Here is a 14,286-nt window from a genome sequence, read left to right as displayed (position 1 = left end):
GAGGAGAAAGAAACCATGAGCGTGCTCGACGGTGTGTCACTGGTCCTGGCCACGGGACTGTTCATCTACCTGCTGGTGGCGCTGTTGCGCGCCGACCGTTCCTAGGAGTGGCCATGAACAGCCATGACGTATTGCTGATCGTCGCCTTCCTGGCGCTGGTGCTGGTGCCGGCGCCGTTCCTCGGGCGCTTCTACTACAAGGTGATGGAGGGGCAGCGCACCTTCCTCAGTCCGCTGTTCCTGCCGGTGGAGCGGGCAATCTACCGCGCGTGCGGCATCCACCCCGAAGATGAGCAGGACTGGAAGAGCTACACCCTGGCCCTGCTGGCGTTCAACCTGGTGGGGCTGGCGCTGTTGTTCGCCATCCTCATGCTGCAGGGGCTGCTGCCGCTCAACCCGCAGCACCTGCCGGGCCTGGAGTGGACGCTGGCGTTCAACACCGCGGTGAGCTTCGTCACCAACACCAACTGGCAGGCATACAGCGGCGAGGCTTCGCTGAGCTACCTGAGCCAGATGCTCGGCCTGACCGTGCAGAACTTCGTCAGCGCTGCCGTCGGCCTGGCCGTGCTGGTGGCGCTGGCACGTGGCATTTCGCGCAAGTCGACGAACAACCTGGGCAACTTCTGGGTCGACCTGACCCGTGCCACCCTCTACGGGCTGATCCCGCTGTGCCTGCTGCTGGCGCTGCTGCTGGTCTGGCAAGGCGTGCCACAGACCTTCCTCGACTATGCCCACGCGCTGACCGTGCAGGGCGCCGACCAGTCCATCCCGCTGGGCCCGGCGGCCAGTCAGATCGCTATCAAGCAACTGGGCACCAACGGCGGCGGCTTCTTCGGCGTGAACTCGGCGCACCCGTTCGAGAACCCGACCATCTGGAGCAACCTGTTCGAGGTCGTCTCGATCATCCTGATCCCGGCCGCGCTGGTGTTCACCTTTGGCCACTACGTGAAGGACCTGCGCCAGAGCCGCGCCATCCTCGGCTGCATGCTGGTGCTGTTCGCCCTCGGCCTGGGTGTATCGCTGTGGGCCGAGTACCAGCCGAACCCTGCGCTCAGCGCGCTGCCGGTGGAACAGGTCGCTCCGCTGGAAGGCAAGGAGAGCCGCTTCGGCACCACCGCCAGCGTGCTCTGGTCGGTGACCACCACGGCGGCCTCCAACGGCTCGGTGAACGCCATGCATGACAGCCTCAACCCGCTGTCGGGCATGGTCGCGATGCTCAACATGATGGTCGGCGAAGTGATCTTCGGCGGCGTCGGTGCGGGCCTCTACGGCATGCTGCTGTTCGTCCTGGTGGCAGTGTTCCTCGCCGGCCTGATGGTCGGCCGCACCCCGGAATACCTCGGCAAGAAGCTCGAAGCCCGCGAAGTGCGCCTGCTGGTGGCGACCCTGCTGGTGATGCCGGTCGGCGTGCTGGTGCTCGGCGCCATCGCCGCCAGCCTGCCGGGCCCGGCCTCGGCGGTGAGCAACCCCGGTGCCCACGGCTTCAGCCAACTGCTCTACGCCTACACCTCGGGCACCGCGAACAACGGTTCGGCCTTCGGCGGCTTCGGCGCCAACACCCCGTTCCACAACCTGATGATCGCCCTGGCCATGCTGATCGGCCGCTTCGGCTACATCCTCCCGGTGCTGGCGATCGCCGGCAGCCTGGCGGCGAAGAAGGCCACCCCGGTCGGCCCCAACAGCTTTCCGACCCACGGCCTGCTGTTCGTCAGCCTGCTGACCGCCACCATCCTGCTGGTGGGCGGCCTGAACTTCCTGCCGACGCTGGTGCTGGGCCCGGTGGCCGATCACCTGACGCTTGGCTTCTGAGGAGCTGCCTCCATGAATGCGAAAACCCAGGAACTGGCCGTGAACAAGGCCGTCGAAAAACGCCCCACCACCGCGCTGTCCGCCCTGTGGAAGCCGGCGCTGGTGCAGGCCTTCGTCAAGCTCGACCCGCGCCAGCTGCAACGCTCGCCGGTGATGCTGGTGGTGGCCCTGACCGCCGTGCTGACCACCGTGCTCTGTGTGGTGGGCGGTGAGTCGGTGCCCACCTTCGTCGCCGTGCAGATCGCCGTGTGGCTGTGGTTCACCGTACTCTTCGCCAACTTTGCCGAGGCCCTCGCCGAGGGCCGTGGCAAGGCTCGCGCAGACAGCCTCAAGGCCGGCACCCAGGGTCTGCAGGCCATGCGCCGGACTGCCAGCGGCAACTTCGAGAAAGTCGCCGCCAGCAGCCTGCGCAAGGGTGACGTGGTGCGTGTCGAAGCCGGTGAACTGATCCCCGGCGACGGCGAGGTGATCGAAGGCGTGGCGGCGGTCAACGAGGCCGCCATCACCGGCGAATCCGCGCCGGTGATCCGCGAATCCGGCGGGGACCGCTCGGCCGTGACCGGCAACACCCGGCTGGTCTCCGATTGGCTGCTGGTGAAGATCACCGCCAACCCCGGCGAGTCCACCCTCGACCGCATGATTGCCCTGGTGGAGGGCGCCAAGCGCCAGAAGACCCCCAACGAGGTGGCGCTGGACATCCTGCTGATCGGCCTGACGCTGATCTTCCTGCTGGTGGTCGTGACCCTGAAACCCTTCGCCCTGTTCGTCGGCGGCAACCTGCCGCTGGTGTTCCTGGTGGCGCTGCTGGTGACACTGATTCCCACCACCATCGGCGGGCTTCTTTCGGCTATCGGCATCGCCGGCATGGACCGCCTGGTGCGCCTGAACGTCATCGCCAAGTCCGGCCGCGCCGTGGAGGCAGCGGGCGACGTGCACGTGCTGATGCTCGACAAGACCGGCACCATCACCTTCGGCAATCGCCGCTGCAGCGCGCTGCACACCGCTCCTGGCGTGCAGCCGCTGGAGCTGGCCGAGGGCGCGTTCCTCGCCTCGCTGGCTGACGACACGCCGGAGGGCAAATCCATAGTGGAGTTCTTGAGGGCGCAGATCATCCTGCCGGAGCCGGACCGCAACCGCGTGACTCCGGTGGCCTTCAGTGCCGAGACGCGCCTGTCGGGCATCAACATCGACGGCCACGTGTACCGCAAGGGCGCGGTGGACGCTGCGCTGGCCTTTATCGGTATGGATCGTGCGCAGATGCCCGAAACCCTCGCCAAGGAGATCGAGCGCATCGCCCAGAGTGGCGGCACGCCGCTGCTGGTGGTGGCCGACGGCAAGCTGCTGGGCGCTATCCACCTGAAGGACGTGGTCAAGCCGGGCATCCGCGAGCGTTTCGCCGAGCTGCGCCGCATGGGCATCCGCACCGTGATGGTGACCGGCGACAACCCGCTGACCGCTGCCGCCATCGCCGCCGAAGCGGGCGTGGACGACGTGATCGCCGAAGCCACGCCGGAGAAGAAGCTGGCGCGCATTCGCCAGGAGCAGGGCGAGGGCCGTATGGTCGCCATGTGCGGCGACGGCGCCAACGATGCCCCCGCGCTGGCGCAGGCCGATGTCGGCATGGCCATGAACGACGGCACCCAGGCCGCCCGTGAGGCCGCCAACCTGGTGGACCTGGACAGCGACCCGACCAAGCTGCTGGACGTGGTGCAGGTGGGCAAGGAACTGCTGGTGACCCGTGGCGCGCTGACCACCTTCTCGGTGGCCAACGACGTGGCCAAGTACTTCGCCATCCTTCCTGCGCTGTTCGCCGGCATCTACCCGCAACTGGGCGTACTCAACGTGATGAAACTGGCCAGCCCGCAGAGCGCCATCCTCTCGGCCATCGTGTTCAACGCGCTGATCATCGTCGCGCTGATCCCCCTGGCCCTGCGCGGCGTGCGCGTGCAGGCCAGCGACGCTTCGCAGCTGCTGCGGCGCAACCTGCTGATCTACGGCGTGGGTGGGCTGGTGGCACCGTTCGTGGGGATCAAGGTGATTGACATGATTCTGGTGGGCGTAGGCCTGGCCTAAGGCACGCGGCTTCCCCCTCACCCTAACCCTCTCCCGGAGGGAGAGGGGACCGTTCGGAGTGATCGGGAAGCACCGATCTCGCCGGATACGCCGAACTACTCCCTCTCCCTCTGGGAGAGGGCTGGGGTGAGGGCAATCCCTCGCTCCGAACCTGACAAGAGGAACACGAACATGCTCAACCAACTCCGCCCCGCCATCGCCTCGCTGGTACTGCTCAGCGCCGTCACCGGCGTCGCCTATCCGCTGGCCGTCACCGGCATCGCCCAGGTCGCCTTCCACGACCAGGCCAACGGCAGCCTGGTCCGCGATGACCAGGGCAACGTGCGCGGCTCGGCACTGATCGCGCAGAAATTCGACGGCGCCCAGTGGTTCCATTCGCGCCCCTCGGCCGGCGACTTCGCCACCGTCTCCAGCAGCGCCAGCAACCTCGCACCCGGCAACCCGGCGCTGGTCGAACGCATCGCCAAGGATGCCGCCGCCCAGCAGATCGGTGCGCAACCGGTGCCGCTTGCGCTGGTTACCACCTCCGGCAGCGGGCTCGACCCGCAACTGCCGCGCGCCGCCGCGCTGTACCAGGTGCCGCGTATCGCCCTGGAGCGTGGCGTACCGGCGGCGAGCCTGGAGAAACTGGTGGAAGCCAACACCGAACGCCCGCTGATCGGCCCCGCCGTGGTCAACGTGCTGGCGCTGAACATGGCTCTGGCCAGCCTGCCTCGCTAGACTCCAGCGCCAGTACCGACGTCTGCCGCGGCACGAGGAAAAACGCCGGGCCGTCCATTGGCAGAGGACGGCTCCTTCTCCCTCTGGGAGAGGGTTGGGGTGAGGGTTTCCTGCAGTCTCATTCCACCCATGAAACGAGCGCCCGGAGCGCTCCGAGGATAGCCCCATGACCGACCCCAACCGTGCCGACGCCCTCCTGGCCGACCTGCCCCCCATGGGCCGTGGCCGCCTCAAGGTATTCCTTGGCGCCGCGCCGGGGGTTGGCAAGACCTACGCCATGCTGCTGGCCGCGCAGAGCCAGTTGCGCCAGGGCGTGAAGTTGCGCGTCGGCGTCGTCGAAACCCACGGCCGCGCCGAGACCGAAGCCTTGCTCGCTGGCCTGCCGCAGCAGGCGCTCAAGCGCTCGGTCTACCGGGGTATCACCCTGGAGGAAATGGACCTCGACGGCCTGCTCGGCGACCCGCCGGCCCTGGCGCTGGTGGACGAACTGGCCCACAGCAACGCCCCCGGCAGCCGTCACGCCAAGCGCTGGCAGGACATCCAGGAGCTGCTCTCCGCCGGCATCGACGTCTACACCACGGTCAACGTCCAGCACCTGGAAAGCCTCAACGACCAGGTGCGCGATATCACCGGCGTGCAGGTGCGCGAAACCGTGCCCGACTGGGTATTGCAGGAAGCCTTCGAACTGCTGCTGGTGGACCTGCCGCCGCGCGAGCTGCTGGAGCGCCTGCGCGAGGGCAAGGTCTACGTGCCCGAACAGGCGCGCGCCGCCATCGATGCCTTCTTCAGCCAGACCAACCTCACCGCGCTGCGCGAACTGGCCATGCAGACCGCCGCCGCGCGGGTCGATGCCGACCTTGCCCATCGCTATCGCCAGCAGGGTGGCGAGGCGCCGGCCGTGCGCGGGCGCCTGCTGGTGGGGGTGGACGGTGAGCACAACGCCGAGCGGCTGGTGCGCCACGCCTGCCGCGTGGCCGAGCGCCGGCACCTGCCCTGGTCGCTGGTGCATGTGGATACCGGCGATGCGCGCAGCGAAGAGTCGCGCATGCAACTGCAGAACGCCCAGCAACTGGCCGAGCGCCTGGGCGGCGACGTGGTGGAACTACGCGGTGGCGAAGTCGCGCGCACCCTCGTCGAGCACGCCAAGGAGCGCCGAGCTACCTTGCTGCTGGTCGGCCGTTCGCGCCAGCGTTGGTATCGCCAGCTGTTCGGCGGCGGTCTTGCGGCGCGCCTGCTGCGCCTGGGCGACGGGCTGGAGATCAGCGTGCTCGACAGCGAGGCTGACCTCGCACCGCCCAAGACCCGCCCGCAAACGTCCTGGCCCTGGGGCAACTACCTGCTCGCCACGCTGGCAGCCGGCTGCGCCAGCGCTCTGGCTTGGGCAGTGGCCAGCGTGCTGGAGCTGCCGAACATCTCCCTGGTGTTCCTTGCCGCCGTTCTGCTGGTGGCGGTGCGCAGCAGCCTCGGCCCGGCGCTGGCCTGCGCGGTGCTGTCGTTCCTGGCCTACGATTTCCTGTTCATTCCGCCGCATTTCTCCTTTTCCATCCAGCGCGAAGAAGACGTGCTGACCCTGCTGTTCTTCCTGCTCATGGCCGGCCTCACCGGCAACCTCGCGGCTCGCCAGCGCCGGCAACTACAGGCGCTGCGCGAGACCCAGGAAGAGACCAGCCAGATGCTCGATCTGTCGCGCAAGCTCACCGCCGCCACCGACCGTCAGGCGGTGATGGCCGCCGCCGCGCAGCAACTGGGCGGCTGGGACGGGCTGGATATCTGCCTGCTCGGCCGGGTCAACGGCGAGTGGAAACTGGAGGGCGGCCTCAACCGCGCGCTGGAGGACCAGGAGCGCGCCGCCGCCGATTGGGCCTGGCAGCACGTCCAGCCCGCCGGCCTGGGTACCGGCACGCTGCCGGGCGGGCGCTGGTGGTGGTGGCCGCTGTCCGGCGAGGACGGCCCGCTGGCGCTGCTCGGGGTCAGCCCGCGTGATTCGCAGCCTTTGTCCGGGTCGCGCCGTCGACTGCTGGCTGCTCTCGGCCAACCGCTGGCGCAGGCATTGGCCCGTGCGCGTCTCGCCGAAGACCTCGAAGCCGCGCGCCTGCATGGCGAAACCGAACAACTGCGCAGCGCGCTGCTGGCCTCGGTCAGCCATGACCTGCGCACGCCGCTGACTTCCATGCGCGGCGCCATCGACAGCCTTCTGGCCCTGGGCGATGCCATCCCGCCGCCGGATCGCCGCGAACTGCTGGAAAGCACCCGTGATGAGGCCGAGCGCCTGGACCGTTACATCCAGAACCTGCTGGACATGACCCGCCTCGGCCACGGCGGCCTGAAGCTGTCGCGCGACTGGGTGTCGCCCGGCGACATCGTCGGCAGCGCGCTCAATCGCCTGCGCGCGGTGGTCGCTCCGTACCGCGTGGAAACACGCGTAGCGCCGGAGCTGCCGCTGCTCTACGTGCATGCCGCGCTGATCGAACAGGCGCTGGTCAACGTGCTGGAAAACGCTGCGCGCTTCTCGCCACCGCAAGGCCGCCTGCGGGTGGCGGTGGAGCAGGGTGACGAGGAATTGCGCTTCCTGGTCAGCGACGAAGGGCCGGGCATTCCGCCGGCGGAGCGCGAGAAGATCTTCGACATGTTCTACACCGCCGCGCGTGGTGATCGCGGCGGCCAGGGCACCGGGCTGGGCCTGGCGATCTGCCAGGGCATGGTTGGCGCCCACGGCGGGCGGATCACCGTCGAGGACGGCATCGACGGGCGCGGTACCACCCTCGTGCTGCACCTGCCGCTGCAGCAGCAGCCGGACCTGGAGCAGCTTGATGCTGCTGTCTGAAAGGCTCAAGCTGGACGCCCCCAGCCAGCCCGGACTGCCGATGAACGCCAGCGCCGCCACGATTCTGGTCGTCGACGACGAACCGCAGATCCGCAAGTTCCTCCGTATCAGCCTCAGCGCCGGTGGTTACAAGGTGCTCGAAGCCGGCACCGGCGAGGAAGGCTTGGCGCAGGCGGCACTGGGCCGCCCGGACCTGGTGGTGCTCGACCTTGGCCTGCCCGACAAGGACGGCCAGGACGTGCTGCGCGAACTGCGCGAGTGGTCGCACGTGCCGGTGCTGGTGCTCTCGGTGCGCGCCAGCGAAAGCGAGAAGGTGCTGGCGCTGGACAGCGGCGCCAACGACTATGTGACCAAACCCTTCGGCATCCAGGAATTCCTCGCGCGCATCCGCGTGCTGCTGCGCCAGGGCGCCAGTGGCGAGACGCAGGAGGCGGTGGTCGCGGTGGGGCCGCTGAGTGTGGATTTCTCCTATCGGCGCGTATTGCTCGATGGTGAGGAAGTGTCCCTGACCCGCAAGGAATACGCAGTGCTCTCGACCCTTGCGCGACACGTTGGCCGGGTGGTGACCCAGCAGCAATTGCTCAAGGACATCTGGGGGCCGACGCATACCGAGGACACGCACTATCTGCGGGTGGTGGTCGGGCATCTGCGGCAGAAGCTTGCGGATGATCCGGCGACGCCGCGGTTCATTGTCACCGAAGCGGGGGTTGGTTATCGCTTGCGCGAGGGCTGAACGCACGGGGCCACTCTTGGCACGTAGGGCGCATAACCCGGAACGGGTTATGCGCCAATACCACCGCGGCGGATATCGCTGGCGCGTTATGCGCCCTACGAAACCGCCTCTGGGAGAGTTGGTCAGGGCGTCTTCTCTGCTCAATCCTGGCTGCGGGCTCCGTTTAGCGGGACGGTCGTGCAGGCTGACGCCATGGTTTCGCCTTGTGCCGGACGGTCCCCTCTCCCTCTGGGAGAGGGCTAGGGTGAGGGCAGATCCCAGCGCAGGCGTATCGGGTAGGAACGGACTCTGTCCGCGATGCTCTTGCTTCAGGCGGGGTGTTCATGCGCCGCTTCGGCGTACGCGCGGATTCCCTGTTTCGCCCCCTCGGGCGACCTACTTTGCCAAACGACGCAAAGTAGGCAAAGGTCTTGCCCCGGACATCCGGTTTTTCGCTTGGGGCGAAAAATACCCTCGTTGAACGGGGCAGTCGGCCTGCGCGGATATTTCTCTGGAAGTCTTCAAGAGCCAAAGCCAAAGCCAAAGCCGGATCAATGCGCACGCTCTTCGTAGGAGCGAGCTTGCTCGCGAACCGCCCAAAGTCGAAACCTGCCCGCGATTCATCGCTCTTGTCGGAAGAGCACCAGCCCGATCAGTAAGGATTCTCCGCCTCATACCGATCCAGCGTATCGCTGGCGATCTGCCGGCCGAGGGCGATGAGTTCGGGGGCCTTGTAGAACTCGAAGAAGCGGCAAACGCGCTTGGGCACGTTGATCAGGATGTCAGGCGGGTAGCCGGCGATCTTGTATTGCGCCAGCGAGGTCTGCATCACCTCGAAGCTCTGGTTCACCAGTTCCAGCAGCGAGGCCGGGCTGCTGCTGTCGATCACGTGGCTGCCGGTGGCCGAGCGGGGCGAGCCCTTGGCCTGCGGTGCGGCGGCCGGTTGCTGCATTTCCGGTTCGGCGGGTTCTTCCGACGTAGCCGGCACCGGGTGGAGCAGGGCGTCGGCGATCAGTTCCGGCGGCGGTTCGACTTCGCCGCGGCGGAAGAAGCTCAGCTTGTTCGACAACCCCGAGATCACCGAATCGAAGCGGCCCTTGAGCGCCGCCGGGCGCTCGATCACCGGCAGCGAATACTGGCGCTGGTTGGTGGCATTGAGGTTGACCGCGACGATCAGGTCGGCGTGGGTTGAGACCACCGGGACGATCGGCAGCGGGTTGAGCAGGCCGCCGTCCACCAGCATGCGGGTACCCTGCATGACTGGAGTGAACAGGCTGGGGATCGCCGCCGAGGCGCGCATGGCCTGGTGCAGGCAACCTTCCTGGAACCAGATTTCCTGCTGGTTGGTGAGGTCGGTGGCCACCGCCGTGTAGGGGATCGGCAGCTGTTCGATGTCGATCTCGCCGAGAATTTCGTGGATCTTGCCGAATACCCGCTCACCTCGAATGGCGCCGAGACGGAAGCTGACGTCGAGCAGGCGCAGCACGTCGAGGTAGTCCAGGCTTTCCACCCAGTCGCGGTACTCGCCCAGCTTGCCGGCGGCGTAGATGCCGCCAATCACTGCGCCCATGGAGCAGCCGGCGATACACACCACCTCATAGCCGCGCCGTTCGATCTCCTCGATCACTCCGATATGCGCATAACCGCGCGCGCCGCCGGAACCGAGTACCAGCGCGATCTGTTTTGACATGGGGCAACTCCGCGTGACGAACCCTGCGACGATACGCCGTGGGCAGCGGCCGCGCCAAGCCGGGCTTTGCTAGAATCGCCGTTTGATTTCCCTGCCCGGAGCCTCCCGATGAGCGAACCGATCCGCCTGACCCAGTACAGCCACGGTGCCGGCTGTGGCTGCAAGATTTCCCCCAAGGTCCTGGAGGTCATCCTCGCGGGCAGCGGCGCGCAGAACCTCGACCCCAAGCTGTGGGTCGGCAACGCCTCGCGCGATGACGCCGCCGTCTACGAAATCGATGCCGAGCGCGGCGTGGTGTCGACCACCGACTTCTTCATGCCGATCGTCGACGATCCCTTCGACTTCGGCCGTATCGCCGCCACCAACGCCATCAGCGACATCTACGCCATGGGCGGCGACCCGCTGATGGCCATCGCCATCCTCGGCTGGCCGGTGAACGTGCTGGCGCCGGAAATCGCCCGCGAAGTGATCGCCGGCGGCCGCAAGGTCTGCGACGAAGCCGGCATCCCGCTGGCCGGCGGGCACTCCATCGACGCTCCCGAGCCGATCTTCGGCCTGGCCGTCACCGGGCTGGTGGAGAAGCGCTTCATGAAGCGCAACGACACCGCCACCGCCGGCTGCAAGCTGTACCTGACCAAGCCGCTGGGCATCGGCATCCTCACCACCGCCGAGAAGAAGGCCAAGCTGCGCGCCGAAGACGTGGGCGTCGCCCGCGACTGGATGTGCACCCTGAACAAGCCCGGCGCGCGCTTCGGCAAGCTCGATGGGGTGAAGGCGATGACCGACGTCACCGGTTTCGGCCTGCTCGGCCACCTGGTGGAAATGGCCGACGGCAGCGGCCTGACCGCGCGCGTTCGCTACGGTGCCGTGCCGCGTCTGGCCAGCGTCGAGTATTACCTTGAAGCCGGTTGCGTGCCCGGCGGGACCCTGCGCAACTTCGACAGCTACGGCGAACGTATTGCGCCGTTGCCCGAACTGCACAAGCTGCTGCTGTGCGACCCGCAGACCAGCGGTGGTTTGCTGGTGGCGGTGGAGCCGGACGGCGAGGCGCAATTCCTAGCCACGGCGAAGGAGCTGGGCATGGACCTGGCGCCCATCGGCGAACTGGTCGGCCGACAGAGTCACGCGGTCGAGGTGATGTGATGCGCGACAACACCCGCCACTACCGCGAACTGTTCCTCGGCGATGTGAAGATGATGGACGTGCGTGCCCCGGTCGAATTCGACAAGGGCGCGTTCCCCAATGTGATCAACCTGCCGCTGATGAACGACATCGAGCGGCAGAAGGTCGGCACCTGCTACAAGCAGAATGGCCAGCAGGCGGCCATCGCGCTGGGTCACGAGCTGGTCATGGGCAAGCTCAAGGCAGAGCGCATCGAGGCCTGGGCGAACTTCGCCAGGGCCAACCCCGAGGGTTACCTGTACTGCTTCCGCGGCGGGCTGCGTTCGCAGATCACCCAGCAGTGGCTGAAGACCGAAGCCGGCATTGACTACCCGCGCGTGGTCGGCGGCTACAAGGCGATGCGTGGTTTCCTCTTCGACACCACCCGTGCTGCCGTCGAGGAATGCCAGTTCGTGCTGGTGGGCGGCCTGACCGGCACCGGCAAGACCGAAGTCATCGCCCAGCTGGCCAACAGCCTGGACCTGGAAGGCCATGCCAACCACCGTGGCTCTGCCTTCGGCCGGCGCGCCACGCCGCAGCCGGCGCAGATCGACTTCGAGAACCGCCTAGCCATCGACATCCTGAAGAAGCGCCATGCCGGCACGGAGCAGTTCGTGCTGGAGGACGAAGGGCGCATCGTCGGCAGCTGCTCGGTGCCGCTGGAGCTTTATCAAGGCATGCAGCACTACCCGCTGGTGTGGCTGGAAGACAGCTTCGAGCAGCGCGTCGAGCGCATCCTCAAGGACTACGTGGTGAACCTGTGCGCCGACCATGTGCAGGTAGTGGGCGAGGAGGGCGGCTTCGACTCCTTCGCCGTGTACCTGCGCAAGAGCCTGTCCGGTATCGTCAAGCGCCTGGGCGGCGAGCGTTATCAGCGTCTGGCGGCGATCATGGATGAAGCCCTGGAGGAGCAGAAACGCAGCGGCGCAGTGGACCTGCACCGGGGCTGGATCGAAGGGCTGCTGGGTGAATACTACGACCCGATGTATGCCTTCCAGCGCGAGAGCAAGGGCGAGCGCGTGGAGTTCCGCGGCACCCAGGACGAGGTGGTCGAGTATTTGCGCTTCCGCGCGGAGCGCTGATCCCCGTACCCAGTAGGGCCGCAATTGGCACCGGTATCACGGCGGAGCACCGACGTAGGATGGGTGGAGCTTGCGATACCCATGCTGCTGCCGGTGCACGAGAACGATGGGTATCGCTGCGCTCCACGCCATCTTACTCAAGCGCTGGTCGGGGAGGGGGGCAGGGGGCGGTTCGCGAGCAAGCTCGCTCCTACAGCACGACTGAACAGCGGAGCGCTCTTCGTAGGAGCGAGCTTGCTCGCGAACAGAACGTAGGGCGGATAACGTGCCAGCGTTATCCGCCGTTGTGGCATCGGCGGATAACCCGTTCCGGGTTATGCGCCCTACGGGCTGCAGCGGATTGACGGGTTCTTACGCGCTCTTGCCGTCGTACTCCTTCACCGTCAGCCCCGCCAGGTCCACGCCCGGCAGGCAGCGCACGTTGATCGCCGCCATCGGCGTGCCGTCCGGCATGGCGCCGTAGGCCAGCGGCGCGCAGCCGCAGGTGGGGCAGAAACGGTGCTCGATGCGATGGGTGTTGAACGTATAGGTGCTCATCGCACTTTCAGGAGTCGTCAGCTTCAGCTTGCCACGCGGCACGAACCACAGGAGCGAGCCCTTGCGTCGGCAGATCGAGCAGTTGCATGACACGACTTCACCGACATCCCCTTCCACTTCGAACGCGATCTGCCCGCAATGGCAGCTGCCCTGATGCACCATGATCCTTCTCCTTGTCGGGATACCCCGTGGGCAAACAGTGTAGTAGTCGCTTGAACGTCATCCGTCCGGTGGCATACTGCGGCGCGGTCCGGCAGGCCTCTGCGCTGCGTTCTAAGCTGGATTCACCCCCGAATACTTCCAGGAGTTTCGTCATGCCGCGTATTCCCCTGATCATCGCCCTGCTGCTCGCCGTCGCCGGCTGCTCGGGCAAGACCGTCAACCGCGACAGTTGCGCCAACGAACTGAACGCCGCCTGGCACGAACTGGACCTGGCCAAGGCCGAAGGTTTCGCCGGCACTGTCAGCTACTCCAAGGCCGTCGGCCTGCTGACTGCCGCCAAGACCCAGCAGCAGGTCGAGGCTTATGATGGTTGCTCCGACAAGGCCAGCCGCGCGCGCTTCTACATCAAGGAATCCCGCGCCGGCCGCTGAGCCGTGTATCGCCGGGCCGCCTGAAGCGGCCCGCGCCTTTCCCATCGCATCGCCCGCCGTTCTGCCAGGATCAGCCCATGCAACTCGACTTTACCCGACTGTCCAAGGCCGAGGCCTACCGCTGGCTGGCCTCCACGGTCACGCCGCGGCCCATCGCCTGGGTCAGCACGCTGTCCAAGGATGGCCAGAGCAACCTCGCGCCGTTCAGCTTCTTCCAGGTCATCAGCGATTCGCCGCCGACCTTGCTGGTCAACACCAGCGTGCGTGAGGACGGCAGCGTCAAGGACACCCTGTGCAACGTGCGCGAGACCGGCGAGCTGGTGATCCACCTGGTCAGCGCCGACCAGGCCGAGAACATGAACGCCACCGCCGCCTGGCTGCCCCACGGCGTCAGCGAGATCGAGCAGGCCGGCATCGCCACCGTGCCCAGCGAGCGCGTGGCGCCGCCCCGTGTGGTCGGCGCGCCGGTGGCCTTCGAATGCCAGCTGGCGGAAATCATGCCGTATCCAGCGGACAACCCTTCCAGCATGCTGATCTTCGCCCGCGTGCTGCTGGCGCACATCGATGAATCGGTGATGCAGGACGAGCGCCATGTCGATCCGGCGAAGCTGGACCTGGTAGGGCGCCTGGGCGGCACCCAGTACAGCTACACCCGCGACACCTTCAGCATGATTCGCCCGAAGTAGGGCTTTACGACTGGCGCTGCCGCGTCAGGCGAGTTCCAGCTCCAGGCCGAGCTGCCAGTGGACGCCGACCATGTGCGCCACGTCCAGCCGTTCGCCGAGCGCGAAGAGTTCCGAGAGCAGTGGGTCGCGGCGGTCGAATTCCAGCGTGCGGTCGTGAATCAGGCTGACGATGCCGCGCACCAGGCGCCAGCCGGTCCGGGTATCGAACCAGCCGTCCAGCCAATCGCCCTTGACCTCATCGCAGGCCAGCGGGCAGACGAAGCTGCGAATCGGTAATTGCCCGCGAGCCAGCAGCAGTGGGTCGAGGCGGCGCTGCTCGCGGTAAAGCTCCGGTAGTTGCAGTTCGCAGGCGAATCCCGCCAGCGGGAGCTGCAGGACCAGTTGGTAGTAGGCATTTATC

13 protein-coding genes are annotated in these 14,286 nt (G+C 66.9%); 10 read left to right on the top strand and 3 right to left on the bottom strand.

Going from position 1 to position 14,286, the window contains the following annotated elements; all coding sequences use genetic code 11:
• Positions 1-15: 15 nt before the first annotated feature.
• From kdpF to IB274_RS19560, 6 genes are all read left to right on the top strand, one after another.
• The gene (kdpF, locus tag IB274_RS19585; protein WP_009618573.1) at positions 16-105 is read left to right on the top strand and encodes a K(+)-transporting ATPase subunit F; all 90 of its coding nucleotides are present in this window, start codon (positions 16-18) and stop codon (positions 103-105) included.
• Positions 106-113: 8 nt separating this feature from the next.
• On the top strand, positions 114-1,808 hold the full coding sequence (gene kdpA, locus IB274_RS19580; protein ID WP_192433887.1) for a potassium-transporting ATPase subunit KdpA: 1,695 nt from the start codon (positions 114-116) through the stop codon (positions 1,806-1,808).
• Positions 1,809-1,820: 12 nt separating this feature from the next.
• Positions 1,821-3,881: a potassium-transporting ATPase subunit KdpB gene (gene kdpB / locus IB274_RS19575; protein ID WP_192433885.1), complete on the top strand. Its 2,061-nt coding sequence runs from the start codon at positions 1,821-1,823 to the stop codon at positions 3,879-3,881.
• Between the two features lie 171 nt (positions 3,882-4,052).
• On the top strand, positions 4,053-4,601 hold the full coding sequence (gene kdpC / locus IB274_RS19570; protein WP_192433883.1) for a potassium-transporting ATPase subunit KdpC: 549 nt from the start codon (positions 4,053-4,055) through the stop codon (positions 4,599-4,601).
• 166 nt (positions 4,602-4,767) lie between these two features.
• On the top strand, positions 4,768-7,425 hold the full coding sequence (locus IB274_RS19565) for a sensor histidine kinase (RefSeq protein WP_192433881.1): 2,658 nt from the start codon (positions 4,768-4,770) through the stop codon (positions 7,423-7,425).
• A 40-nt stretch (positions 7,426-7,465) separates the two neighbouring features.
• A complete protein-coding gene (locus IB274_RS19560) occupies positions 7,466-8,158 on the top strand; it encodes a response regulator (RefSeq protein WP_192433936.1) in 693 nt (230 codons plus the stop codon).
• 631 nt (positions 8,159-8,789) lie between these two features.
• On the opposite strand, the gene IB274_RS19555 is transcribed toward IB274_RS19560, so the two are convergent.
• Positions 8,790-9,827 (bottom strand): patatin-like phospholipase family protein, encoded by a 1,038-nt coding sequence (locus IB274_RS19555; RefSeq protein WP_192433879.1) that lies wholly within the window; start codon positions 9,825-9,827, stop codon positions 8,790-8,792.
• 108 nt (positions 9,828-9,935) lie between these two features.
• On the opposite strand from IB274_RS19555, the gene selD reads away from it, so the two are divergent.
• The gene (gene selD / locus IB274_RS19550; protein WP_192433877.1) at positions 9,936-10,970 is read left to right on the top strand and encodes a selenide, water dikinase SelD; all 1,035 of its coding nucleotides are present in this window, start codon (positions 9,936-9,938) and stop codon (positions 10,968-10,970) included.
• Positions 10,970-12,070, top strand: coding sequence for a tRNA 2-selenouridine(34) synthase MnmH (gene mnmH, locus IB274_RS19545; protein ID WP_192433875.1), 1,101 nt, complete (start codon positions 10,970-10,972; stop codon positions 12,068-12,070). The genes selD and mnmH overlap by 1 nt, the downstream gene beginning before the upstream one ends.
• A 351-nt stretch (positions 12,071-12,421) precedes the next feature.
• Here mnmH and IB274_RS19540 read toward each other — a convergent pair whose 3' ends face one another.
• On the bottom strand, positions 12,422-12,769 hold the full coding sequence (locus IB274_RS19540) for a GFA family protein (protein ID WP_192433873.1): 348 nt from the start codon (positions 12,767-12,769) through the stop codon (positions 12,422-12,424).
• Positions 12,770-12,921: 152 nt separating this feature from the next.
• On the opposite strand from IB274_RS19540, the gene IB274_RS19535 reads away from it, so the two are divergent.
• Positions 12,922-13,200: a hypothetical protein gene (locus IB274_RS19535; protein WP_192433871.1), complete on the top strand. Its 279-nt coding sequence runs from the start codon at positions 12,922-12,924 to the stop codon at positions 13,198-13,200.
• Positions 13,201-13,277: 77 nt separating this feature from the next.
• Entirely contained in the window at positions 13,278-13,886 is a 609-nt protein-coding gene (locus IB274_RS19530) for a flavin reductase family protein (protein ID WP_192433870.1), read from the top strand.
• 24 nt (positions 13,887-13,910) lie between these two features.
• Here the strand turns inward: IB274_RS19530 and IB274_RS29710 are convergent, their stop codons facing one another.
• Positions 13,911-14,066 carry a hypothetical protein gene (locus tag IB274_RS29710; RefSeq protein ID WP_225614930.1) on the bottom strand — a complete coding sequence of 52 codons (156 nt, stop codon included), beginning with the start codon at positions 14,064-14,066 and terminating at the stop codon, positions 13,911-13,913.
• Positions 14,067-14,286 lie beyond the last annotated feature (220 nt).

It is taken from the genome of Pseudomonas sp. PDM18 (assembly GCF_014852585.1).
Classification (GTDB): Bacteria; Pseudomonadota; Gammaproteobacteria; order Pseudomonadales; family Pseudomonadaceae; genus Pseudomonas.
This window is presented reverse-complemented; position numbering and strand designations above follow the sequence as displayed.

Excerpts from the sequence above, each read along its gene's own strand:
- IB274_RS19530 (WP_192433870.1), top strand. The coding sequence starts at position 13,278 with ATGCAACTCGACTTTACCCGACTGTCCAAGGCCGAGGCCTACCGCTGG.
- kdpA (WP_192433887.1), top strand. The coding sequence starts at position 114 with ATGAACAGCCATGACGTATTGCTGATCGTCGCCTTCCTGGCGCTGGTG.
- IB274_RS19540 (WP_192433873.1), bottom strand. The coding sequence starts at position 12,769 with ATGGTGCATCAGGGCAGCTGCCATTGCGGGCAGATCGCGTTCGAAGTG.
- selD (WP_192433877.1), top strand. The coding sequence starts at position 9,936 with ATGAGCGAACCGATCCGCCTGACCCAGTACAGCCACGGTGCCGGCTGT.
- IB274_RS19535 (WP_192433871.1), top strand. The coding sequence starts at position 12,922 with ATGCCGCGTATTCCCCTGATCATCGCCCTGCTGCTCGCCGTCGCCGGC.
- kdpF (WP_009618573.1), top strand. The coding sequence starts at position 16 with ATGAGCGTGCTCGACGGTGTGTCACTGGTCCTGGCCACGGGACTGTTC.
- kdpB (WP_192433885.1), top strand. The coding sequence starts at position 1,821 with ATGAATGCGAAAACCCAGGAACTGGCCGTGAACAAGGCCGTCGAAAAA.
- IB274_RS19560 (WP_192433936.1), top strand. The coding sequence starts at position 7,466 with ATGAACGCCAGCGCCGCCACGATTCTGGTCGTCGACGACGAACCGCAG.
- kdpC (WP_192433883.1), top strand. The coding sequence starts at position 4,053 with ATGCTCAACCAACTCCGCCCCGCCATCGCCTCGCTGGTACTGCTCAGC.
- IB274_RS19555 (WP_192433879.1), bottom strand. The coding sequence starts at position 9,827 with ATGTCAAAACAGATCGCGCTGGTACTCGGTTCCGGCGGCGCGCGCGGT.
- IB274_RS19565 (WP_192433881.1), top strand. The coding sequence starts at position 4,768 with ATGACCGACCCCAACCGTGCCGACGCCCTCCTGGCCGACCTGCCCCCC.
- mnmH (WP_192433875.1), top strand. The coding sequence starts at position 10,970 with ATGCGCGACAACACCCGCCACTACCGCGAACTGTTCCTCGGCGATGTG.